This is a genomic window from Streptomyces sp. NPDC051136 (genome assembly GCF_044455745.1).
Taxonomy (GTDB): domain Bacteria; phylum Actinomycetota; class Actinomycetes; order Streptomycetales; family Streptomycetaceae; genus Streptomyces.
Map to the genome: position 1 here is coordinate 223343 of NZ_JBITFE010000012.1, position 23184 is coordinate 246526.

Sequence of the window (23184 nt, forward strand, 5' to 3'; positions counted from 1 at the left end):
CCGGCCGCCGGATCAGCCACCGGCCCGGTCCAGTGCCGACTGGAGGGACTGCCGGTACCCGGCGCTGGTGTAGGTGGCGCCGGAGACCGCGTCGATGTCGGCGGTGCCAGCGGCGACGGCGGCCCGGTTGAGCTCGGGTACGGCGTCGGCGGTGACCTGGTCGCTGCGGCCGCCCCTGGGCGCCTGGAGGGCCTCGGCGTCCGTGATCTTCCCGCCGCTGACGGTGACCCGGACCTGCACGGGCCCGTACTGCGTCTGCGTGGCGTCCCCGGTGAGCACCTGGGTGCCCTGCGGGACGCCGGCGTCGCCGCCCGAGGCGTCCTCGGCGGCCCCGGAGCCCGCCTTGTCCGCCGCGGCCGCCTTGTCGAGCGCCGACTGGAGGGACCGCCGGTACCCGGCGCTGGTGTAGGTGGCGCCGGAGACCGCGTCGATGTCGGCGGTGCCCGCGGCGACGGCGGCCCGGTTGAGCTTGGGCACGGCGTCCGCGGTGACCCGGTCGCTCTGCCCGCCCTTGGGCGCCTGCACGGCCTCGGCCCCGGTGATCTTCCCGCCGCTCACCGTCAGCCGCACCTGCACGGGCCCGTACTGGGTGTCGGCCGCGTCACCCGTGACCGTGCCGGCCCCGGCGCCCCGCCCGCCCTGCGGCGACTGGGCGGCCACGGGCGGAGCGGCGCCGCCGGCCGCCGAGGCGGAGCCCGGGTCGGACGCCGGTTTGAGCGACAGCAGCAGCACGATCCCGGACACGGTCGCGGCCCCGGCGAGCACGGCACGCCGGACGGGGTGGCTCTTCCTCATCTGTCCTGGACTCCCGATGTCCGTCGCTCACATCTCGAACGACTCGTGGTGGATACGGCGAGCGGGGACCCCCGCGCCGCGCAGTGCCTCGTACACCGACTGGGCGAAACCGGGCGGCCCGCACAGGAAGACGTCGTGGCGCTCGACGTCCGGGATCTTCCGGGCCAGGGTCTCGGCCGAGATGTCCGGGCGCTCCCCGTCCGGACTGTTGACCGCGTACATCAACCGGGCCCCGCGCTCGTCGGCGATCCCGGCCAGCTCGTCCCAGAGCGCCAGGTCCTGGGTGCTGTTGGCCCGGTACAGCAGCGTGATGTCGCCGGACGCGCCCGGCAGCGTCTCGAACAGCGCCCGCATCGGCGTGATCCCGACCCCGCCCGCCACCAGCAGCACCTTGCCGCGGCTGCGGCGCTGCGCGGTCAGGGCGCCGTACGGGCCCTCCGCCCACACCCGGGTGCCGGGCGTCAGCTCACGCAGCCGGGCGCTGTGGTCGCCGATCGCCTTCACGGTGATCCGCAGCATGTCCGGGCGCGGCGCCGCCGACAGCGAGTACGGGTGGGAGCTGAACCGCATGCCCGGTGCCAGGAACCGCCACCGGAAGAACTGCCCCGCCTCCGCGCCCATCCGGTGCAGCCGGCGCCCGCCGATCAGCACCGACACGATGCCCGGTGTCTCCTCGATCACCGCCTCGACCCGCATCCGGTGCCGCAGGTTGAGGCGCAGGGGGGTCAGCACCCGGTACCAGAGGACCAGCGCGGTCACCGACCCGTACAGGGCGTACCAGACGGTCCCGGCGACCGGCTCGACGGCGAACTCGTTGCCGGTGGTCAGCTGGTGCCAGAAGGTCAGGAACACCGCCGCGTACGTGAGCAGGTGCACGTGGTACCAGAGGTCGTACGGGATGCGCCGGCGGACCGGGCCGACCGAGATCAGCCCGATGACGACCAGCAACCCGGTGCCGACGGCCGCCTTGCCCATGTCCGGCAGCTGGTTCACGGAGTCGACCGTCTGGGCGACGACGTCGCCGAGGCCCTTGCCGGCCTGAGCCGCGTACCCCCACATGATCAGGAAGACGTGGGCGAGGACCAGGCAGAGGGTGTAGCGGCCGGTCAGGGCGTGCCAGCGGGCCACCCGGTCCGAGCCCACCCGGCGCTCCAGCGCGGGCACGCGTGCCATCTGGAGCACCACCAGCGCCATCAGGTACCCGGCGAGCAGACCGGTGATCCGGCCCGCGCCGAGGATCCTGCCGGTGTCGTCGGAGATGGCGGGTGTGTTGCGCCACCACAGCCACAACACGCCCGCCGCGCCCGCCCAGACGGCGAGCAGCAGGGGGACGGCGGGGGAGCGGCGCGGACGGATGCGCCGCATCGTCTGACGGCGGGCGGCACGGCCGCCGGCGAGCGTGGTGGTCACGGTTCCTCCGTGGGGACTTGACCCTTGGCCCACAGATACGCGCCGCACCGGGCGAGCGTTCAGCCGGTGCCGGTGCCGGTGCCGGTGCCGGTGCCGGTGCCTGTCCCGCCGTCCGCGTTCAGTAGCGGGTGATCGCGGTCGTCCCGCCCGAGGTGCCGATCGCGATGTGCGGCCGCTCGGCGGGCTCGGCCCAGCGCAGGATCCGCCGCATCGCCTCCTTGGGCACCGACACGCACCCGGCCGTCGCCCCGCGCCCGTCGACGTGCAGGAAGATGCCCGCACCGCGACCGTGCACCGGGCGGTCGTAGTTGAAGCCGACGACCAGGGCGTGCGCGTACTGCGCCGAGTAGGTGATCAGGTGCTCGGCCTCGGTGGCGCGGCAGTCGGCGGGGCGCGGCTCGGTCCAGCGGTTGTAGGAGCGGGAGGCGTTGTCCTGGCACCACCAGGAGTCCTGGCGGACCGGACGGTACCGGTACGCCGTCCCGCGCGGCGCCGGCTCGATGCCGAAGGCGTAGGGCAGGGCGTAGAGGCCGGTCGGAGTGGTGTTCGTGCCCTGGACGCGGGTCGCGCCCTCGGTGAGCCCGCCGGAGCCGAAGCGGGCGGGGGCGGAGCCCGACCTCACCCAGCGCCCGTCGCCGCCGCCCCGGCGGTCCCACCAGGTGACGGTGCCGGTGGTCGAGCCGGTGTCCGGTGCGACGGCGGTGATCAGCTGGGTGCCGCCGCCGGTCTGTGCCATCCGGGCCGGCAGCGGCCGGGGCGCGGACCCGTCGGCCGGAGCGGCACCGAGGGTGAGGAGGGAGGCGGAGAGGAGGACGGCGACGACGACACCGGGGCGCATGGCTCAGACGGTAGAGGGAGGCAGCGGGAGCGGCAGCCCGGGGAGGCCGTCGATGCTGGAGGCGATGTACTCCTTCTTGGTGAAGTACGCGTTGAGCGAGGCGTCGTCCTCCCGCGCGAACCGCTTGCCGTGCAGGTCCCGGTCGCTCTCGTAGGCCATGAAGGGGACGGCGTAGCCGCAGGTGTCGCGGACGAGCTCGGCGCTCACGACGATGACCGCGCGCAGGCCGTGCGCGGCCGGGTCGATGTCGGGGAAGTGGGTGAGCAGCTCGGGGAAGCGCGGGTCGTCGCGGAAGACCGGCTCGCCGCGGCCGTGCACCCGGACGATGTTCGGCGGGCCCTGGAAGGCGCACCACATGAGCGTGATGCGCCCGTTCTCCCGCAGGTGGGCGATGGTCTCCGCGTTGGAACCGGCGAAGTCGAGGTAGGCGACGGTGTGTTCGTCGAGCACCGCGAAGCAGCCGGTGAGCCCCTTCGGGGACAGGTTGACCGTGCCGTCGCCGGCCAGCGGAGCGGTGGCGGTGAAGAAGACGGGCTGTGCCTCGATGAAGGCGCGGAGTCTGCCGTCTATGCGTTCGTAAGTCTTTCCCATGTCTAACGATTATGAGTACCGGCCGTGCCTTTGTCCGGGAAATAACCGGTGGTCCCGCCATCCGGACGGTTCCGCCGCCCGCGGACGGCCATCGCGCCGGATTGACGAATCATGCAAAGCTCTGCATACTCATGCAGGACAGTGATCGTACGGTGAGGAGCGACCCAAGTGAGCAGCAACAGCGGTGACGTCCGGCTCTGGGGCGGCCGTTTCGCCGACGGTCCCGCCGAGGCCCTGGCGAAGCTGTCCGCGTCCGTCCACTTCGACTGGCGGCTCGCCCCCTACGACATCGCCGGTTCGCGCGCCCACGCGCGCGTGCTGCACGCGGCGGGCCTGCTCACCGAGGACGAGCTGAGCCGGATGATCGCCGGGCTCGACCAGCTGGAGGCGGACGTCGCCGACGGCTCCTTCACCGGCACCATCGCCGACGAGGACGTCCACACGGCCCTGGAGCGGGGGCTGCTGGAACGCCTCGGTCCCGACCTCGGCGGCAAGCTGCGCGCCGGACGCTCGCGCAACGACCAGGTCGCCACCCTCTTCCGCATGTACCTGCGGGACCACGCCCGTACCGTCGGCGCGCTGATCGCCGACCTCCAGGACGCGTTGATCGGCCTCGCCGAGGCGCACCCGGACGTCGCGATGCCCGGCCGCACCCACCTCCAGCACGCCCAGCCGGTGCTCTTCGCCCACCACGTCCTCGCCCACGCCCAGGCCCTGGGCCGGGACGCGGAGCGGCTGCGCCAGTGGGACGAGCGCACCGCCGTCTCGCCGTACGGCTCGGGCGCGCTCGCGGGCAGCAGCCTCGGCCTGGACCCGGAGGCGGTCGCCCGCGACCTCGGCTTCGAGCACGGCAGCGTCGGCAACTCCATCGACGGGACCGCCTCGCGCGACTTCGTCGCCGAGTTCGCCTTCATCACCGCGATGATCGGCGTGGACGTCTCCCGGATCGCCGAGGAGATCATCATCTGGAACACGAAGGAGTTCTCCTTCGTCACCCTGCACGACGCCTTCTCCACCGGCTCCTCGATCATGCCGCAGAAGAAGAACCCCGACATCGCCGAGCTGGCCCGCGGCAAGTCCGGACGGCTGATCGGCAACCTGACCGGTCTGATGGCGACGCTCAAGGCCCTCCCGCTCGCGTACAACCGCGATCTCCAGGAGGACAAGGAGCCCGTCTTCGACTCCATCGACCAGCTGGAGGTCCTGCTCCCCGCCTTCACCGGCATGATGGCCACCCTCACCGTGCACCGCGAGCGGATGGAGGAGCTGGCCCCGGCCGGGTTCTCGCTCGCCACCGACATCGCCGAGTGGCTGGTCAAGCAGGGCGTGCCGTTCCGCGTCGCGCACGAGGTGGCCGGCGAGTGCGTGAAGGTCGCCGAGGCCGACGGCAAGGAGCTGGACGAGCTGACCGACGAGCAGTTCGCGAAGATCTCCGAGCACCTCACCCCCGTGGTGCGCACCGTCCTCGACGTCCCCGGCGCCCTCGCCTCCCGCAGCGGCCGCGGCGGCACGGCGCCCAGCGCGGTCGCCGTCCAGCTCGCCGAGGTCAAGGCGGACGTGGCGGCCCAGCACGCCTGGGCGGCCGCCAAGAAGTAGCAGCGCGAGGCGGCAGCCGGTGTGCCCGAGCGGCATCGCGGTTACGTTGGTCAACAGCTCGGCAGTCACACCGGCCCCAGCCGTCGACCGAACGGAGTCCGCGATGCCCTTCGACCGCCTGGCCGCGGCGACCACCCCCACCTGCCACATCGGCCTGGGTCTCGCCGCCGTCGGCCGCCCCGGCTACATCAACCTCGGCCGGGACCGGGATCTGCCGGCCGACCGCTCCGTGGAGGCGCTGCGCGAACGGACGCACGACCTCCTCGACGCCGCCTACGCGCAGGGCGTGCGCTACTTCGACGCGGCCCGCTCCTACGGGCGCTCCGAGGAGTTCCTCGCCGACTGGCTCCGGGAGCGGCCCGACGCCGACGACGTGGTCGTCGGCAGCAAGTGGGGCTACACCTACACCGCCGACTGGACGACCGACGCCGAGCGGCACGAGGTCAAGGACCACGGCGTCGCGACGTACGACCGTCAGCGCGCCGAGACCGACGCCCTGCTCGGCGACCGGCTGGACCTGTACCAGATCCACTCGCTCACCCCCGAAAGCCCGGCCCTCACCGACAAGGACCTGCACGCCAGGCTGGCCGAGGCCGCCGCGCAGGGCAGCACCGTCGGCTTCTCCACCAGCGGCCCCGCCCAGGCCGACGCCATCCGCGCCGCCCTCGCCGTGACCGTCGACGGCGAGCCTCTCTTCCGTACCGTCCAGTCGACGTACAACGCGCTGGAGACCTCCGCCGGGCCCGCACTCGCCGAGGCGCACGAGACCGGGCTCACCGTGATCGTCAAGGAGGGCATGGCCAACGGCCGTCTCGCGGAGCCGCACGCCCCCGGCGTCCTGAAGGCCGTCGCCGAGGAGACCGCCCTGGGCTGCGACGCGGTGGCCCTCGCCCTGGTCCTGCGGCAGCCCTGGGCCGGTGTCGTGCTGTCCGGCGCGGCGACGGTCAACCAGCTCGGCTCCAACCTGCACGCCGCCGTGGTCGACCTCGACGACGACCAGGTCGCGCGCCTCGGCGCACTCGCCGAGGACCCGCCCGCCTACTGGGAGCGCCGCGGGCAGCTGCCCTGGCACTGAGCCGCGGGGCCTGCCCGGATCCGTGACTGACCCGTCTGGTGAGTCACGCAAGCCCCACGTGAGACAAAAATGTCTCACGTGGGTTATCGTTGTCTCATGGCCGTCGATCGTGAACAGGTACTGCGCAGCGCCGCGGCCCTGCTGACCCGCAAGTCCACCGCGACCATGGACGAGGTGGCCAGGGCCGCCGGGATCAGCCGGGCCACGCTGCACCGGCACTTCGCCGGACGCGACGCCCTCGTGAGGGCGCTGGAGGCGCTGGGCATCGCCGAGTGCGAGACCGCCCTGAAGGGGGCCCGCACCGACGAGGGCCCGGCGGCCGACGCGGTGCGCCGGCTGGTCCTCGCGATGGAACCCTCCGCAGGACTGCTCGCCTTCCTCTACACCGAGAACCAGCTCTTCGAGGGCGAGGAGCAGAACGAGGGCTGGGCCCGCATCGACGCCGGGCTCACCGAGCTGTTCCGCAGGGGCCAGGAGAGCGGCGAATTCCGCATCGACCTCACGCCCGCCTGGCTCACCGAGGCGCTGTACGGCCTGCTGGCCTCCGGCGCCTGGGCCGTGACCGAGGGCCGTGTGGCCCGCAACGACTTCACTCACATGATCGTCGAGCTGCTGCTCGGCGGCGCACTCCGGAGAGAGGAACCATGAACCGCACCCTGCAGCCGGCCCACCCGACCGAGGCGGTGAAGAGCCCCGGCCGCTGGCTGGCGCTGTCCGTCCTGGTGCTGGCCGTGCTGCTGGTGGCCGTCGACGCGACCGTGCTCGGTCTCGCGACCCCCTACATCAGTGAGGACCTCGCCCCCTCCGGCACCCAGCTGCTCTGGATCGGCGACGTCTACTCCTTCGTCATCGCCGGCCTGCTCGTCTCCATGGGCAGCCTCGGCGACCGCATCGGCCGCAAGCGGATCCTGCTCGTCGGCGCCACGGCGTTCGGCGCGATATCCGTCCTCAACGCCTACGCGCACACCCCCGAGGTGATGATCCTCGCCCGGGCCCTGCTCGGCGTCGCGGGCGCCACCCTGATGCCCGCCACCCTCGCCCTGATCCGCAACCTCTTCCACGACCCGCGCGAACGCAGCCTCGCCGTCGGCATCTGGGGCGCCACCGCCTCCGCCGGCACCGCGGTCGGCCCGATCGTCGGCGGCTTCCTGCTCGAGCACTTCTGGTGGGGCTCCGTCTTCCTGATCAACCTGCCCGTGATGGCCGTCCTGGTCGTCGTCGGCGTCAAGCTGCTGCCCGAGTCCCGCAACCCGGACCCGGGCCCCTGGGACCTGCCCAGCGTCGCCCTCTCCCTGGTCGGCATGGTCGGCGTCGTGTACGCCGTCAAGGAGGCCGCCGCCCACGGCTTCGCCTGGGCCACGCTCGCCGCGGGCCTGCTGGGCGCCGCCGCGCTCTACGGCTTCGTCCGCCGCCAGCTGACCATGCCGGTCCCGCTGCTCGACATGCGGCTGTTCCGCAACCGGGGCTTCAGCGGGGCGGTCCTGGCCGACCTGCTGACCATCCTGGGCCTGTCCGGCCTGGTGTTCTTCCTCTCCCAGTACCTGCAACTCGTCCAGGGCCGACGGCCCTTCGAGGCGGGTCTGGCCGAACTGCCCGCCGCCGTCGGCGCGGTGGTGGCCGGCCTGGTCGCCGGCCGTGCGGCCCGGCGCTTCTCGGTCCGCGCCGTGGTCTCCGGCGGGCTCGCCGCCGTCGGTCTCGCGCTCGCCGCGCTGACCGTGATCGGCCAGCACACCGGCTATCCGCTGCTCGGCACCGCCCTGCTGGTCGTCGGCCTCGGTGCGGGCTTCGCGTTCACCGTCACCGCCGACGTGATCCTCTCCAGCGTGCCCGGTGAGCAGGCGGGAGCCGCCTCCGCGGTCTCCGAGACGGCGTACGAACTCGGCGCCGCCCTCGGCATCGCCGTGCTCGGCTCCATCGTGACCGGCGTGTACCGCGACTTCACCGGCCCGGCCGGCACCCCGGACGCGGCCCACGAGTCACTGGGCGGCGCGGTGGAGGCCGCCGCGGGGCTTCCCGCCGGCACCGGCGAGGCGCTGCTGGACTCCGCCCGGCAGGCCTTCGTCGACGGCCTGACCCTCGCGGCGGGCGTCGGCGCCGCCGTCCTGCTGGCCGCCGCCGCGGCCTCCTGGTTCCTGCTGCGGGGCCAGCGTCTGGAGGACGGGGCCGAGCACCCGTAGCCGCAGGGCGAGGACGGGCGAAACCGCCGGTACACGCGAATCTGCGGACACGCGTAACCGCGGACACGCGAAACCGCCAGTACACGCGAAACGGCGGGCCGCTCACCGAGCGGCCCGCCGTCTCCGTGCTGCGCGCGGACCTACGCCGCCTTCGCCTTGCTCGCGTACATGTCCACGTACTCCTGACCGGACAGCCGCATGACCTCGGTCATCACGGAGTCCGTCACCGCCCGCAGGACGTAGCGGTCCCGGTCCATGCCCTCGTAGCGGGAGAACTCCATCGCCTCGCCGAAGCGGACCGTCACCTTGCCCGGCCGGGGCAGACCCGCGCCGCCCGGCTGCAGCTTGTCGGTGCCGATGACGGCGAACGGGACGACCGGGGCGCCCGTCATCAGCGTGAGCCGGGCGATACCGGTGCGACCGCGGTAGAGGCGGCCGTCGGGGGAGCGGGTGCCCTCCGGGTAGATGCCGAAGACGTGGCCCTCCTCCAGGATGCGCCGGCCGGTCATCAGAGCCGCCACCCCGCCCCGGCCGCCGTCCCGGTCGACCGGGACCATGCCGACCCCCGTGAAGAACCAGGCCATCAGCCGCCCCTTGAGGCCCTTGCCCGTGACGTACTCGTCCTTGCCGATGAAGAAGACCTGCCGGTCGCAGGTGAGCGGCATGATCACCGAGTCGATGAAGGTGAGGTGGTTGCCGGCCAGGATCACCGGGCCGTCGCCCGGGATGTTCTCCACACCCTCCACCCGTGTGCGGAACATCAGGCGCATGATCGGGCCGAGCACTGCCTTGATGAACACGAAGCGGGACAACGAGCCCTCCGGTGTCGGGATGCGGTATGAGTCTGTGCAGGTGAGGACATTACTCGCGGCCCGGGGGGTCACGCACCTCGGGTCACCCGGGTCCCGGCGCGCTGTTGACGCGTGTTCACCTGCGGTACCGGGGTGTCGCGCGGCGGCCGCGCCTCCACACGAATGTGAGGCAGGTCGCGCCCGCGGGACCGGAGCAACGGTTCGGGGGTGCGGACACGGCCCGGATCGAAGCACACCGGACACGCCGATCGCGTGAGGCGCGCCGCGCGGGCCACACCACCGGATGCTGTCTCCTGCGTCTACCCCGCCGTGCCGCGGCCAAGCCGACCGCGCGCCGTCCGTCCGCCCGGCACTGCGGGCGCGCCCGCGACACGACATCCCCGCGCACCCGCGTGTTCCGGCCACGGTCTCCCGTTGGTCATGTACGCGCCCCTACGATCGGCCCGCACGGGACGGTCGACGGCAGGAGGGTCCCATGGGAACGCGGAAGTCGGACGAGCGGGTGGACGGCGGCACCGGACGGCGGGCGGTGCTCGGCGCGGCGGTGCTCGGCGCGGGCGGGGCCGTCCTGGGTCTGCCCGGCACGGCACGGGCCGCCGGTGCCCGGCACGGCGACGGACACGGCGACGGGGTGCGGAGCCTGCCGGTCCCGACCGTCATCGGCCACCGCGGAGCCAGCGGCTACCGCCCCGAACACACCTTCGGCTCCTATGAATTCGCCCTCGACCTGGGCGCCGACATCGTCGAGGCGGGCGACCTGGTCCCCACGAAGGACGGCCACCTCGTCTGCCGGCACGAGCCGGAGATCGGCGGCACCACGGACGTCGCCGACCACCGCGAGTTCGCCGGCCGCAGGCGCACCAAGCTGCTCGACGGGGTCTCCACCACCGGGTGGTTCACCGAGGACTTCACGCTCGCCGAGCTCAAGACGCTCCGCGCCACCGAGCGCATCCCGGCCAACCGCCCGCACAACACCCTCTACGACGGCCGCTGGGAGATCCCCACCTTCGAGGAGGTGCTGCGCTGGCAGAACGAGCAGACCCGCACGCGCGGCAAGCAGGTGTGGATCTATCCCGAGCTCAAGCACCCCACCTACTTCCGCAAGCTGGGTCTCGGGACGGAGGAGCGCCTGGCGCGGCTGCTGCGCAAGTACGGCAAGGACCGGAAGAACTCGCCCGTCATCATCCAGTCCTTCGAGCCCACCAGCATCCAGCGGATGAACAAGCTGGTCGGCAACCCGCTCGCCGTCCTGCTGTCCGGCCCCGACAGCCGTCCCTGGGACTTCGTCGAGACCGGCGACCCGCGCACGACCGCCGACCTCGTCACCCCCGAGGGCCTGAAGGAGATCGCCTCCTACGCGCAGGGCATCGGCCCGACCCTCGACCTGATCATCCCGAAGGACTCCGCCGGCCGTCTCACCGAGCCGACGACCCTGGTCCGCGACGCGCACCGCGCGGGACTGATCCTCCACCCCTACACCATGCGCAACGAGAACCCCTTCCTGCCCGCGGAGTTCCGCAAGGGCGGCGACCCCGACGCCTACGGCGACGCCTTCGGCGCGTTCCGCACGTACTTCGCCACCGGTATCGACGGTGTCTTCACCGACAACCCGGACACGGGCGTACTGGCCCGCGAGGACTTCGTCAACAGGTGAGCGCGCGGCACCTGTTGGAGTGAGCTCCGGCCGCCCGGGCAACTCGCCGCCCGGGCGGCCGCGTCGACCTGCATATGACGCACGACCTCGTCACCTCGCTGCACCCCCTGCTCGCCGCCGAGGCCTCCGCCGAGGCACATGCCTCCGGAGCCGAGCCCGGCGACCTGGAACAGGCGGTCTGGCTGCGCCTGCTGGAACGCCTGGAGGACGACGGCCCGCCCCCCGACCCGCACCGCTGGCTGCGCAGCGCCGTACGCACCGAGGCCCGCAGGACCCGCCGCACGGCCCGCAACGAACGGCCGTACGGGAACGAGCCCGCCGCGGTCGCCGAGTCCGCCCACGAGCCCGAGCGGCTCGCGCTCACCGCGGCCCGGCACCGCGCCCTGCGCGACGCGGTGCGCCGGCTGCCGGGCCGCTGCCCCCGGCTGATGGAGGCCCTGTTGTCGCCCGAGGACCTCACATACCGGGAGATCGCGGGGGAGTTGGGTATCTCACAGGGCAGTCTTGGCCCGGAACGCTCCCGATGTCTGGGATGTCTGCGGCGATTGCTGACGCCGGAGGTTGCGGCGGGCTGAGGACGGGGATAGGAGTGGGGGACCACAGGTGATCAGGTGAGCGGGAGGCATGCGCACATGGGCATGAGCGTGACCATCTCGGCGGCGGCCGAACAGGACGCCGAGCAGATCTTCCGGTTGCAGTACCTCTGCTTCCAGAGCGAGGCGGCGCTGTACGCCAACTACCGCATCGACCCGCTCGTCCAGACCCTCGACTCCGTGCGCGAAGAGGTCGCCGCCGACTGCGTCTTCGTGGCACGGCTCGGCGACGAGGTCGTCGGCTCGGTGCGGGGGCGGGTGACCGAGGACGGGGCGGCGTCCATCGGCAAGCTCTGCGTGCACCCCCGGCTCCAGGGGCACGGCATCGGCGCCCGGCTGCTGCGGGCCGCCGAGTCGGCCCTGGGCGAGCAGCGCGGCGCCAAGCGGTTCCGGTTGCACACCGGGCACCGCAGCGAGAGCAACCTGCGGCTGTACCGCCGGGTCGGCTACGAGACGGTCGGGACGGCCGAGGGCGCCGACGGCGTACCCATGATCGTCCTGGAGAAGCCGGCCGGGACGTACGCGACCACGGCCTGAGCGCCCGGACCGACGGCCCCGGAGCCGGGACCGGCGGCTCCGGTGCCGGGACCGGCGGCCCCGGAGCCCGGACCGACGGCCTAGGAGCCCCGGATCGCTACGCCGTGCGGGCCCGGCGCAGCCAGAACAGCGCCGACAGCGGCAGCAGCACCGGGATGAACAGGTAGCCCATCCCGTAGTCCGACCACACGGTCGCGTCGGGGAAGGCGGACGGCTCCACCAGCGTCCAGGTGCCGACCGTCAGGACGCCCACCAGCTCGGCGGCGCAGCACACCAGCGCCGCCCTGCGGGCCGTCTCGCCACCTCGCACCAGCGTGTACGTGATGAACCCGTAGACGACGCCCGCGACGGCCGACAGCGTGTAGGCGAGCGGCGCCCGGTCCAGCTCGGTCGCGATCTGGTACACGGACCGCGACACGGCGCCGACGACCATCACCCCGTACAGCCACACCAGCAGGATGCCGGGGCCGCTGATCAGCCGCTGCCCGGTCCGCTTCTCCTCCGTGGCCACCACGTCAGCCTCCCCAGATGTCGTACAGCCGGACCTCGAGGACGGCGAGGACGACACCGCCGGCGGCGACCGTCACCGAGCCCCAGCGGGTGCGCTCGGCCAGCGACATGAACCCCGCCGCCGGCACACAGGCGAAGGCGCCCAGCAGATACGCCACGAAGATCGTCGTGCCCTGCGCCGGGTCCTCGCCCCGCGCCAGCTGCACCACGCCGATCACCAGCTGGATCAGCGCCAGCGCCGAGACCACGGCCATGCCGATGAAGTGCCCGTCCTTCGTCGGCTGGTCACGGTAGGCGGCCCAGCCGCACCAGGCGGCGAGCAGCAGCGCGGCGACGCCGGTCACCAGCGTCAGGACGTCAAGCATGGCAGCGAGCCTATTACGGCCCAAAAGGCCCGCCGTCCCCGGCCCCGTATGGTCGGGGACATGAAGCTCCACGCACAGGCCCTCCTGTTCGACAACGACGGCACCCTCGTCTCGACCCTCGCGTCCGTGCGCCGCTGCTGGACGCGCTGGGCCGTCGAGTACGGGATCACCGCCGAGCAGTTCGGGCAGGTGGAACTGCACGGCCGGCCGGCCGCCGAGATAGCCGCCGACCTGCTGCCCGCCGGGGTGGTGGCCGAGGCCGTCGCGCGGATCGAGCAGCTGGAGGTGGAGGACGTGCCCGCCGGAGGCGTGCGGCTGCTGCCCGGCACCCGCGCCTTCCTCGACGCGCTGCCCGCCGACCGCTGGGCCGTCGTCACCTCCGCCACCCGGCGGCTCGCCGAGGCCCGGCTCGACGCCGTCGGCATCCTGCCCAAGACCCTCGTCGCCGCCGACGACATCACCCGCGGCAAGCCCGACCCCGAGCCCTACCTGCTCGGCGCGCGTGCCCTGGGCGTCGACCCGGCCGACTGCGTCGTCTTCGAGGACGCCCCCGCCGGGCTCCAGGCGGGCCGCGCCGCCGGCATGCGGACCGTGGCGTTGGCCACAACCCACCGGCCCGGCGAACTCGACGCCGACCTGGTGGTCACCGACCTCTCGGCGTTGTCGGCACTGGTCACCGAGGGCGGGGTCGAGATCACCGTCCGAGGCTGAGCGGCCCCCGGACGACCAGCCGCCGTCCACCGCTGTCCAGTATCCGGACAGCGGTCTCCGGGCAGAGCCGTGCGTCTGCTTTACTGATCCGCATGAGCACCACGAGCGACCGCACCCCTGCGACCGAGGCGACCACGACGCCCGGTGCTCGTTGTATGTGCCGCCGAATGTGCGCCTTCTAGAGGGCCCCCGCACCATCTGAGCCTCGCGCCCCGAAGCGAGCGCCCGCGCCCGTCCGCCCGCGCCCCACGCGCACGCGGCCGAGCCACGCCCCGCGCACACGTTTCTCCCCGGTCCCACCGCCATGGCGCACCGCCACCGCGAGAACCGTGCCGCGTTCCGACGGGCCGAGAACCCGAAGAACAACGCCCCGTGCCCGGCGCCCACCACCGCGCCGCGCACTCGACAGTGACGGAAACCCACGTGATCACCACATCGGGCCTCACCAAGGTCTATCGTTCACGCGGCCGGGAGGTCACCGCCCTGGACGGCGTCGACCTGCACGTCCGCGAGGGCGAGGTGTACGGCGTCATCGGCCAGTCCGGCGCCGGCAAGTCCTCGCTCATCCGCTGCGTCAACCTCCTGGAGCGCCCCACCGCCGGCACGGTCACCGTCGCCGGGCAGGACCTCACCGCTCTGGCCGGGCGCGGCCCCCGCGCGGGCCGGGAACTGCGGCAGGCGCGCAGCCGCATCGGCATGGTCTTCCAGCACTTCAACCTGCTGTCCTCCCGGACGGTGCGGGACAACGTCGAACTGCCGCTGGAGATCCTCGGCACCTCCGGGAAGGAACGTTCCCGCAAGGCGCTGGAACTGCTCGACCTGGTCGGCCTCGCCGACAAGGCCGGGGCCTACCCCGCCCAGCTGTCCGGCGGTCAGAAGCAGCGCGTCGGCATCGCCCGCGCCCTGGCCGGCGACCCCAAGGTCCTGCTGTCCGACGAGGCCACCAGCGCCCTCGACCCGGAGACCACCCGCTCCATCCTCCAGCTGCTGCGCGACCTGAACCGGCAGCTCGGTCTCACCGTCCTGCTCATCACCCACGAGATGGACGTCGTCAAGAGCATCTGCGACTCGGCCGCCCTCATGGACCGGGGCCGCATCGTCGAGTCGGGCACCGTCGGCGAACTCCTCGCCACCCCGGGCTCCGAACTGGCCGCCGCGCTCTTCCCGGTCGGCGGTGAGGCCTCCGGCGACGACCGCACCGTCCTGGACGTCACCTTCCACGGGGAGGCCGCGACCCAGCCCGTCATCTCCCAGCTCTCGCGCACCTACAACATCGACATATCGATCCTCGGCGCCGCCATCGACACCGTCGGCGGTCTCCAGGTCGGCCGGATGCGCATCGAACTGCCCGGCCGCTACGAGGACAACGTCGTGCCCGTCGGCTTCCTGCGCGAACAGGGGCTGCAGATCGACGTGGTGAACGGGACGCCGGACGCGTCGGCCGCCCCGGCCGCGCCCGCTTCGCTGGTGAAGGAAGGTGCCAAGTGACCTGGTCGCAGATGCAGCCGCTGCTGGAGCAGGCCTCCTGGGAGACCCTGATCATGGTCGGCTGGTCCACCCTGATCGCGGTCGTCGCCGGGCTCCCGCTCGGCGTGCTCCTCGTCGTCACCGACCGGGGCGGACTGCTGCAGAACGTCGTGGTGAACAAGGTCATCGGCCAGATCGTGAACATCGGGCGCTCGATGCCGTTCATCATCCTCATGGTCGCGCTGATGAGCTTCACCCGCTGGATCACCGGCACCACCATCGGCAGCGAGGCCGCGATCGTGCCGCTGGCCATCGGCGGCATCCCGTTCTTCGCGCGGCTCGTCGAGACCGCGGTGCGCGAGGTCGACGGCGGCCTCGTGGAGGCCGTGCAGTCCATGGGCGGCAACACCTGGACCATCGTCCGCAAGGTCCTGGTCCCCGAGTCGCTCCCCTCGCTGATCGCCGGCACCACCACCACGATCATCGCGCTCATCGGCTACTCGGCCATGGCGGGCACCGTCGGCGGCGGCGGACTCGGCGACCTCGCCGTGCGCTACGGCTACCAGCGGTTCGACCCCGCCTTCATGTGGATCACCGTCGCGCTCCTCGCCGTCGCCATCTCGCTCATCCAGTTCGCCGGCGACTACGCCGCCCGCGCCCTGCACCGCCGCGGCGGACGCGGCGGCGCGGGCCCCAGGCTCCGCCTGCTCAAGGCCAAGGAGCCCGCGGCGGCCGACGTGAGCAAGGTCGCCTGACCCCACCCCCGGGAATCCCCGGCCCTCTCCAAGACTCCCCGGCCCTCACCCGGGACGGGGTCGCACCACCTCAGGAAAGGCACTTTTCGTGCGTAACACCGCCAAGATCACCACCGCCGTCCTCGCCGCCGGAGCCCTCACCCTCGGCCTCAGCGCCTGCGGCTCGGACAAGGACTCCGCCTCCGACACCTCCGGCCCGCTCGTCGTCGCCGCGACGCCCGTGCCGCACGCCGAGATCCTCAACTACGTCAAGGACAACCTGGCGAAGAAGGAGGGCCTCGACCTGGAGGTCAAGGAGTTCACCGACTACGTCACGCCGAACACGGCGACGGAGGACGGCTCGGTGGGCGCCAACTACTTCCAGACCGAGCCCTACCTCGCGGACTTCAACAAGAAGAACGGCACCCACCTGAAGTCCGTCGCCTCGGTGCACCTGGAGCCCCTCGGCCTCTACTCCAAGAAGGCCGACAAGGTCGGTGACCTGAAGAAGGGCGCGACCGTCGCCCTGCCCAACGACACGGTCACCGAGGCGCGCGCCCTGCAACTGCTGGCGTCGGAGGGCCTGCTCACCCTCAAGGACGGCGTCGGCAACTCGGCCACGACCGCCGACATCACCGAGAACCCGAAGGACCTCGAGTTCAAGGAGCTGGAGGCGGCCCAGACCCCCCGCGCCCTGAACGACGTCGACGCGGCCGTCATCAACGGCAACTTCGCCCTGGACGCCGACCTCAAGCCCGCCAAGGACGCCCTCGTCCTGGAGTCCGCCGACGACAACCCGAACGTCAACCTCCTCGTCGTCAAGGAGGGCCAGGAGGACGACCCGCGGGTGAAGAAGCTCGCCAAGCTGCTCACCTCGCCCGAGGTGAAGAAGTTCATCGAGGACAACTACGCCGGGTCCGTGCTTCCCTCCTTCTGATCCGTCCGGTCCACCCGGCCCCTTCCGGTCGGTTCCGGTCCCTCCGGCCGGACCCGACGCCGCGTCACCCACCGGGTCCGCTCCGTGCTCACGGGGCGGACCCAGTGGTGTGGTTGAGTGCTTTCATGCTGCATGCTGGGCAGTTCGAGCAGTCCCTGACGGTCACCCGGATTACGGAGCGGCGCATGACGAGCACCTTCCCCAACATCTCCATCAGCACGGAGCGGTTGGTGCTGCGCCCCCTCGACGAGGACGACGTCCCCGCGCTGGCCGCGATGATGAACGACGAGCAGGTCGCCGCCTGGACCCACGTCCCCCAGCCCTTCACCGAGGACGACGCCGCCACCTGGATCGGTGAGTACGCGCCCGCCGAGCGCACCGGGGGCCGGGGCCTGGATCTCGCCGTCACCGAGTTCCTCACCCAGCGACTGGTCGGCGTGGTCCAGCTGACCAGGACCGACTGGCACGTACGGTCGACCGAGCTCTCCTACATAGTCGCCCCCTGGGCCCGGGGTGAGGGGTACGCGTCCGAGGCGGCGCTCGCCACCGCCCAGTGGCTGTTCGGCGACCAGAAGTTCGAACGCGTAGAGCTGCGCACCGCGGCCGACAACACCGCCTCCCAGCAGGTCGCCCAGAAGATCGGGTGCATCAGCGAAGGTGTACTGCGCGGTGCCTGTATGGCGCGCGTCCGCACCGACGACGGCGTCTGGTCGGACGTGCGCACCGACTTCATCGTGTGGAGCCTGCTGCCGGAGGACCTCGAAGGCGCCACCGGAGAGCTGACCGACACCGACGGTTTCACCACCTTCACGGACTGGAACTGACACACGGGGGCCACCGGCGCCACCGCCCGGTCCCGGACCGCACCAGGTACGCTCACGGGGCGCGCCCGTGACGGTGTCACGACTACCACCTGCGAAAACCCTGGAGACTGACGACGATGGCCGACCGGGTCACGGTGATCGGCTGGGACGGTTCGCCGCTGACCGCCGCGGCACGCTCCGCACTGGGTGCCGCCACCCTGGTGGCCGGCGCCGCACACCACCTGGCACTTCCCGAGGTACCGCCCACCGCCGAACGCATCCGGCTCGGCAGCGTCGCCCTCGCCGCCCGCCGCCTCGCCGCCCACCGCGGCACGACGGTCGTCCTGGCCGACGGCGACCCCGGCTTCTTCGGCGTCGTACGCACCCTGCGCGCACCCGAGTTCGGCCTCGAGGTGGAGGTCGTCCCCGCCGTCTCCTCGGTGGCCTCCGCCTTCGCCCGCGCCGGAATGCCCTGGGACGACGCCCACGTGGTGGTCGCCCACCCCCGTACCCTGCGACGCGCGGTGAACGTCTGCCGGGCCCACTCCAAGGTCGCGGTCCTCACCTCACCGGGCGCCGGCCCGGCCGAACTGGGCCTGCTGATGGAGGGCGTCCACCGCACCTTCGTCATCTGCGAGGAGCTCGGCACCACCCGCGAACGCGTCACCGTCGTCACCTCCGACAAGGCCGCCGACCACACCTGGCGCGACCCGAACGTCGTCATCGTGGCGGGCGGGAGCGCCGGCCCCGCCGTCGAGGGCGACGGCACCGGCTGGATCGCGGGCCGCGCGCCCGCCGGCGGCCCGCGCGGCTGGTCACTGCCCGCCGCGGCGTACGGCGGCGAACTGGGCGAGGGCGAGAGCGACCTGCTCCGCACCGCCCAACTGGCCCGGCTCGGACCGCGCCTCGGCGACCTCGTCTGGGACATCGGCTGCGGCAGCGGCGCCTTCGCCACCGAGGCCGCGCGCGGCGGCGCCGCCGTCATCGCGGTGGACCGGGACCGGGAGGCCTGCGCGCGCACCGAGGCCACCGCACGGCACTTCGGCGTCCAGCTCCAGACCGTGCACGGCGACGCGCCGCACATCCTGGAGAACCTCCCCGAACCGGACGTCGTCCGGGTCGGCGGCGGGGGAGCGGCCGTGGTCTCCGCGGTCGCCGACCGCCGCCCGCAGCGCATCGTCGCGCACGCCGCGACCCGCGACGCGGCCGAACTCGTCGGCAGGGACCTGACGGAGCACGGATACCGCGTCGAGTGCGCCCTGTTGCAGTCCGTTGAACTCGACACCCGGGCCTGGACGGAGACGGAGCGGAGCGTGGCGTTCCTGCTCAGCGGGGAGATCGTGCGGCGCGAGGCGCCCCGTTGAGGACCGACGACGACCGCGCCCCGTGATCGGTTGGTCATACCGCGCGGGGTAGGCTGGCGGATTGTTGTACCGCGTGCGGACACCCGGCTGTTCGTCGGGCGATGTCCGTAAAAAACCGTTCCTACGGGGGCGGGCGTGGTACGGCAGAACCGGAGGACGCGCAACGTGGCGCAGTCCACAGCGGGCCGTCGCGGATCAAGCTGTCGTGGCGGGGGAACGACCGGGACAATGCCACTCAATGGCTTTGTCGTCTTTTCCTGCGGGTCGTTCGTGCCGCTGGGCACGCACGCTCGTTCTCACTACGGGGCGGTCGGTGCGCCGTCCCGGGCGAGCTGGTCGTAGAAGCACTAACCGATGGGCGAGGGGTTACGCATGACCGACACCGGCCAGATCCCGGGCGAGGGGCTGCCGGCGGACGCAGGCACGGTGGAGCAGCCGGGCGTCCCCGCGCCCGGCGCGTACACCTACCTCTCCGAGGCCACCGCCGAGGACGAGGACCTGCTGTTGCTGCCGGGAGCCCAGAGTGCCTGGGGCAACGAGGTCGCGCCGCCGGCGCCGGAGCCGGTCGTCGAGACCGTGCACCAGCCCGGCCCGCACGAGATGTCCGGTCGGGACAGCGGTTCGGTCGACCTGAGCGGCGTCCGCCTGCCCGACCCGGCACAGGACCCCATGGCCACCCCGGTCCCGCAGCGCCGGCCCCTCCACCTCGGTCCGCCGATCCCCGACGCCTCCGCGAGCCCGGTCCGCTCCCTCGCCGACCGCGGCCCCGCCGACGCGCCGGTACGGCATCCCGGCCCGCCGACCGCCGGGCCGGAGTACCTCGACGTCCCGCAGGCCGCCGTGGCCACCCCGCAGGCGGCGGCGCCCTGGGCCGCGCAGCCGGTACCGCAGGCCCATGAGGCGCCGGCGGACTCCGGGGCGGGACACGCGGAAACGGTTGTTCCGGTGCCGGAGCAGGCGTCCGAGCCGGTGGGCGCGGCCCAGGCCCTCGTGACCCGCGTGGCGACGGAGGCCGTGGCGGCGACGGCCGGGGCGTCCGGGGACGCCGCAGGACCCGCCGAGCCGTACGAGGCGCCCGCGCCGGAGGCCGTACCCGCTCCCGACGCGCTCACCGCGGAGCCCGCGGGCGAGCCCGCCCAGGAGGACCGGGAACCGCAGGAGGCCCCGGAGGCCCTGGAGGCCCAGGAGTCCCAGGAGCCTCAGGGTCCTCAGGACGCGCCGGAGGCCCAGGGCGCCCCCGTGCCGGCGGAGTTCCAGGATGTTCCCGCACCCGTGGCGGGCCGGGACCTTCCCGAGCAGCCGACCGCGGAGCAGGCGCCGGCAGCGGCGGCGGTCGGGACGCCGGAGGCGCCCGACGAACTCCGGGCGGCTCACGCCCCGGAGGCCCCCGCGCTGCGGGAACAGCCGTACGTCGAAGCGTTCGAGTCCGAGGCTTCGGAGCCCGAGGGCGCCGAGCCCGAGGCCGCCGACGTGCCGGCGCCGGACGTGTCCGTGGCCGTCCCGGCGGCCGGAGCGACCACACCCGAGCCGGTCCCGGCCCCGGAACAGCCCGCGCCCGTCGGCGAGGAGCCCGTGCCCTTCCAGGAGGAGGCCGCGCAGCCGCAGCCGGTGGCGGAGCCCGCCCCGGAGCAGGCGCCGCACCCGCATCCCGACATCCAGCCCGCGCCGCCGCAGTTCGCCGTCCCGCAACCGGCCCCGGAGGCCGATCCGCAGGCAGCCCCGGAGGCAGCGGCTCCACAGCCCGCTCAGGGTCCCCAGTCCCTCCTGGACGCCGACGCACCGCAGGAACAGCGCGAGCAGCACGGACAGCAGGAGCAGCAGGAGCAGCAGGAGCAACAGGAGCAGGTGGCGGCCGTGAGTGAGGCCGCTCCGCAGCCCGTCGAGGAGGAGGTGCCCGCCACCGGCACCGCCGCGCCGGAGCCGCTCCCCGCTCAGGCTCAGGCCCCGGCCGCTCCGGAACCGCCTTCGGACCAGCCCGTGCAGTTCGTGCCCGTCGACGGCGGCCAGGTACCCACGGCCCCGCATCTCGCCCCGACGCCGCCCGAGTCCGTTCTGCTCCCGCCCGAGGCACGCGAGCCGGTCGCCGACGAGCCGCTCGCCGACGAACCGGCCACCGACGAGCCGCTCGCCGCGGCCCCGGTCGCCGACGAGCCGGTGGCCGAGGTCCCCGCGCCCCGCGAGGCCGACCCCGAGCTCGTCCAGAGCGCCGACGACCTCGACACCCGCGGCGCCGCCCAGGAGTACCCGGCGCCCGGAAGGCCGGATGCGGCGGACCTGCCCGACGCACTCCACGCGGACCCCGCGCTCCGGGAACCGCTCGCGGCCCAGGCCGGGCCCGCGCCCGCGGAAGCCCCCGCGGCGCACGAGGGCCCGCACGACGCGGACAGCCCCGTGACGCACGAGGACCCGCACACGGGCACCCCCGCGCCCGCGGTCGCGCCCGCCGAGGGGCGACAGCCCGCCGGCCCCGCGGCCCCCGCCTACGACGACGCCGAGCGCGAGGCCGTACTGAAGGTCATGCGCGAGCGCCGCGACATCCGCAACGGCTTCCGCAGCGACCCCATCCCGCACGAGGTGCTGCTCCGGGTCCTGGAGGCCGCGCACACCGCGCCCTCCGTGGGTCACTCGCAGCCCTGGGACTTCGTCGTCATCCGCAGCGCCGACACCCGCCGCGCGATGCACGAACTGGCCATGCGTCAGCGCGACGCGTACGCCAAGTCGCTGCCCAAGGGCCGGGCCAAGCAGTTCAAGGAACTGAAGATCGAGGCCATCCTCGACACCCCGGTCAACATCGTCGTGACCGCCGACCCGACCCGCGGCGGCCGGCACACCCTCGGCCGCCACACGCAGCCGCAGATGGCGCCGTACTCCTCCGCGCTCGCCGTCGAGAACCTCTGGCTCGCCGCCCGCGCCGAGGGCCTCGGCGTCGGCTGGGTCAGCTTCTTCGACGAGCGCGAGATGGTGCGCGCCCTCGGCCTGCCCGAGCACCTGGACATCGTCGCCTACCTGTGCGTCGGATACGTGGACGAATTCCCGGACGAGCCCGAGCTGATGCAGGCCGGCTGGTCCAAGCGCCGCCCGCTGTCCTGGGTCGTGCACGAGGAGACGTACGGCCGTCGCGCCCTGCCAGGCGAGGCGCCGCACGACCTGCTCGCCGAGACCGTCGCGCAGATCCGCCCGCTGGACGCCAAGGCACTCGGCGAGGCCTGGGAGCGGCAGAAGCGCATGACCAAGCCGGCCGGCGCACTCGGCATGCTGGAGATCATCTCGGCGCAGCTGGCCGGACTGTCCCGGCAGTGCCCGCCGCCCATCCCGGAGCCCGCCGCCGTCGCGGTCTTCGCCGGCGACCACGGAGTGCACGCCCAGGGCGTCACCCCCTGGCCGCAGGAGGTCACCGCCCAGATGGTGGCCAACTTCCTGGGCGGGGGAGCGGTCTGCAACGCCTTCGCCACCCAGGTCGGCGCCGAGGTCTGCGTCGTGGACGTCGGTGTCGCCACCGACCTGCCCGCGACGCCGGGCCTGCTGCCCCGGAAGGTCCGCGCGGGCACGTCCGACATGACCACCGGCGCCGCGATGACCCGCGAGGAGGCCAAGCAGGCCGTCGAGGTCGGCATCGAGACCGCCCGCGACCTGGTGGCGGCCGGCAACAAGGCGCTGCTCACCGGCGAGATGGGGATCGCGAACACCACCGCGTCCGCCGCGCTCATCTCCGTGTTCACCGGCGCCGACCCGGCCGAGGTCACCGGCCGCGGCACCGGCATCAACGACGAGACGCTGGTCCGCAAGACCGAGGTGGTCCGCCGCGCCCTCGAACTCCACCAGCCGGACCCCGCGGACCCGATCGGCGTCCTCGCGGCGATCGGCGGCTTCGAGCACGCGGCCATGGTCGGCCTGTTGCTCGGCGGCGCCTCCCTGCGCACCCCGGTGATCCTGGACGGCGTCAGCGCCGGAGCCGCCGCCCTGGTGGCCCGCGCGATCGCCCCCGAGGTCCTGGCCGCCTGCATCGCCGGTCACCGCAGTGCCGAACCCGGCCACGTCGCCGCGCTCAACAAGCTGGGCCTGCGCCCGCTGGTCGACCTCGACCTCCGCCTCGGTGAGGGCACCGGCGCGCTCCTCGCGCTCCCGATGGTGCAGAGCACCGCGCGGGCCATGCACGAGGTCGCGACGTTCGACTCGGCGGGCGTGACCGAGAAGTAACGGCGGCCGACGGGGCCC

Annotated in this window: 21 protein-coding genes; 14 read left to right on the top strand and 7 right to left on the bottom strand. The window is 73.2% G+C overall.

Annotated elements, in window-relative coordinates; all coding sequences use genetic code 11:
• Positions 1 to 12 precede the first annotated feature (12 nt).
• From ACIBCJ_RS31180 to ACIBCJ_RS31195, 4 genes are all read right to left on the bottom strand, one after another.
• Positions 13 to 795, bottom strand: coding sequence for an FMN-binding protein (locus ACIBCJ_RS31180; protein WP_365980582.1), 783 nt, complete (start codon positions 793 to 795; stop codon positions 13 to 15).
• Positions 796 to 822: 27 nt separating this feature from the next.
• Positions 823 to 2205: a ferredoxin reductase family protein gene (locus tag ACIBCJ_RS31185; protein WP_365980581.1), complete on the bottom strand. Its 1383-nt coding sequence runs from the start codon at positions 2203 to 2205 to the stop codon at positions 823 to 825.
• 118 nt (positions 2206 to 2323) lie between these two features.
• On the bottom strand, positions 2324 to 3043 hold the full coding sequence (locus ACIBCJ_RS31190) for a L,D-transpeptidase family protein (protein WP_365980580.1): 720 nt from the start codon (positions 3041 to 3043) through the stop codon (positions 2324 to 2326).
• 3 nt (positions 3044 to 3046) lie between these two features.
• A complete protein-coding gene (locus tag ACIBCJ_RS31195; RefSeq protein WP_362097220.1) occupies positions 3047 to 3634 on the bottom strand; it encodes a pyridoxamine 5'-phosphate oxidase family protein in 588 nt (195 codons plus the stop codon).
• Positions 3635 to 3802: 168 nt separating this feature from the next.
• Here ACIBCJ_RS31195 and argH point away from each other — a divergent pair, with 168 nt between their 5' ends.
• The 4 genes from argH to ACIBCJ_RS31215 all read left to right on the top strand — a co-directional run bounded on the left by argH (position 3803) and on the right by ACIBCJ_RS31215 (position 8482).
• The gene (gene argH, locus ACIBCJ_RS31200; protein WP_365980579.1) at positions 3803 to 5230 is read left to right on the top strand and encodes an argininosuccinate lyase; all 1428 of its coding nucleotides are present in this window, start codon (positions 3803 to 3805) and stop codon (positions 5228 to 5230) included.
• Positions 5231 to 5333: 103 nt separating this feature from the next.
• Positions 5334 to 6305: an aldo/keto reductase gene (locus tag ACIBCJ_RS31205; RefSeq protein WP_365980578.1), complete on the top strand. Its 972-nt coding sequence runs from the start codon at positions 5334 to 5336 to the stop codon at positions 6303 to 6305.
• 96 nt (positions 6306 to 6401) lie between these two features.
• Positions 6402 to 6953: a helix-turn-helix domain-containing protein gene (locus tag ACIBCJ_RS31210; protein ID WP_365980577.1), complete on the top strand. Its 552-nt coding sequence runs from the start codon at positions 6402 to 6404 to the stop codon at positions 6951 to 6953.
• On the top strand, positions 6950 to 8482 hold the full coding sequence (locus ACIBCJ_RS31215; RefSeq protein ID WP_365980576.1) for an MFS transporter: 1533 nt from the start codon (positions 6950 to 6952) through the stop codon (positions 8480 to 8482). Before ACIBCJ_RS31210 ends, ACIBCJ_RS31215 begins: the two co-directional genes overlap by 4 nt.
• 140 nt (positions 8483 to 8622) lie before the next feature.
• Here the strand turns inward: ACIBCJ_RS31215 and ACIBCJ_RS31220 are convergent, their stop codons facing one another.
• Positions 8623 to 9294: a 1-acyl-sn-glycerol-3-phosphate acyltransferase gene (locus ACIBCJ_RS31220; protein WP_102929886.1), complete on the bottom strand. Its 672-nt coding sequence runs from the start codon at positions 9292 to 9294 to the stop codon at positions 8623 to 8625.
• 475 nt (positions 9295 to 9769) lie between these two features.
• On the opposite strand from ACIBCJ_RS31220, the gene ACIBCJ_RS31225 reads away from it, so the two are divergent.
• The 3 genes from ACIBCJ_RS31225 to ACIBCJ_RS31235 all read left to right on the top strand — a co-directional run bounded on the left by ACIBCJ_RS31225 (position 9770) and on the right by ACIBCJ_RS31235 (position 12078).
• A complete protein-coding gene (locus tag ACIBCJ_RS31225) occupies positions 9770 to 10948 on the top strand; it encodes a glycerophosphodiester phosphodiesterase (protein ID WP_365980575.1) in 1179 nt (392 codons plus the stop codon).
• Positions 10949 to 11022: 74 nt separating this feature from the next.
• A complete protein-coding gene (locus tag ACIBCJ_RS31230; protein ID WP_362097204.1) occupies positions 11023 to 11523 on the top strand; it encodes a sigma-70 family RNA polymerase sigma factor in 501 nt (166 codons plus the stop codon).
• A 57-nt stretch (positions 11524 to 11580) separates the two neighbouring features.
• Entirely contained in the window at positions 11581 to 12078 is a 498-nt protein-coding gene (locus tag ACIBCJ_RS31235; protein ID WP_362097423.1) for a GNAT family N-acetyltransferase, read from the top strand.
• 97 nt (positions 12079 to 12175) lie between these two features.
• Here the strand turns inward: ACIBCJ_RS31235 and ACIBCJ_RS31240 are convergent, their stop codons facing one another.
• Complete coding sequence (locus ACIBCJ_RS31240) at positions 12176 to 12592, bottom strand: hypothetical protein (RefSeq protein WP_133888058.1); 417 nt, start codon at positions 12590 to 12592, stop codon at positions 12176 to 12178.
• A gap of 1 nt (position 12593) precedes the next feature.
• Positions 12594 to 12953 carry a hypothetical protein gene (locus ACIBCJ_RS31245; RefSeq protein WP_365980572.1) on the bottom strand — a complete coding sequence of 120 codons (360 nt, stop codon included), beginning with the start codon at positions 12951 to 12953 and terminating at the stop codon, positions 12594 to 12596.
• A gap of 60 nt (positions 12954 to 13013) precedes the next feature.
• Here ACIBCJ_RS31245 and ACIBCJ_RS31250 point away from each other — a divergent pair, with 60 nt between their 5' ends.
• The 7 genes from ACIBCJ_RS31250 to cobT all read left to right on the top strand — a co-directional run bounded on the left by ACIBCJ_RS31250 (position 13014) and on the right by cobT (position 23166).
• Positions 13014 to 13664 (top strand): HAD family hydrolase, encoded by a 651-nt coding sequence (locus ACIBCJ_RS31250; RefSeq protein ID WP_362097198.1) that lies wholly within the window; start codon positions 13014 to 13016, stop codon positions 13662 to 13664.
• A 423-nt stretch (positions 13665 to 14087) separates the two neighbouring features.
• Positions 14088 to 15152, top strand: coding sequence for an ATP-binding cassette domain-containing protein (locus ACIBCJ_RS31255; RefSeq protein WP_365980571.1), 1065 nt, complete (start codon positions 14088 to 14090; stop codon positions 15150 to 15152).
• Positions 15149 to 15886, top strand: coding sequence for a methionine ABC transporter permease (locus ACIBCJ_RS31260; protein ID WP_362097192.1), 738 nt, complete (start codon positions 15149 to 15151; stop codon positions 15884 to 15886). Before ACIBCJ_RS31255 ends, ACIBCJ_RS31260 begins: the two co-directional genes overlap by 4 nt.
• A gap of 88 nt (positions 15887 to 15974) precedes the next feature.
• Positions 15975 to 16802: a MetQ/NlpA family ABC transporter substrate-binding protein gene (locus tag ACIBCJ_RS31265; RefSeq protein ID WP_362097189.1), complete on the top strand. Its 828-nt coding sequence runs from the start codon at positions 15975 to 15977 to the stop codon at positions 16800 to 16802.
• 185 nt (positions 16803 to 16987) lie between these two features.
• Positions 16988 to 17626: a GNAT family N-acetyltransferase gene (locus ACIBCJ_RS31270; protein WP_362097186.1), complete on the top strand. Its 639-nt coding sequence runs from the start codon at positions 16988 to 16990 to the stop codon at positions 17624 to 17626.
• A 116-nt stretch (positions 17627 to 17742) separates the two neighbouring features.
• Positions 17743 to 18969 carry a precorrin-6y C5,15-methyltransferase (decarboxylating) subunit CbiE gene (cbiE, locus tag ACIBCJ_RS31275; protein ID WP_365980570.1) on the top strand — a complete coding sequence of 409 codons (1227 nt, stop codon included), beginning with the start codon at positions 17743 to 17745 and terminating at the stop codon, positions 18967 to 18969.
• A 372-nt stretch (positions 18970 to 19341) separates the two neighbouring features.
• Complete coding sequence (cobT, locus tag ACIBCJ_RS31280) at positions 19342 to 23166, top strand: nicotinate-nucleotide--dimethylbenzimidazole phosphoribosyltransferase (protein ID WP_365980569.1); 3825 nt, start codon at positions 19342 to 19344, stop codon at positions 23164 to 23166.
• The last annotated feature ends 18 nt before the right edge of the window (positions 23167 to 23184 follow it).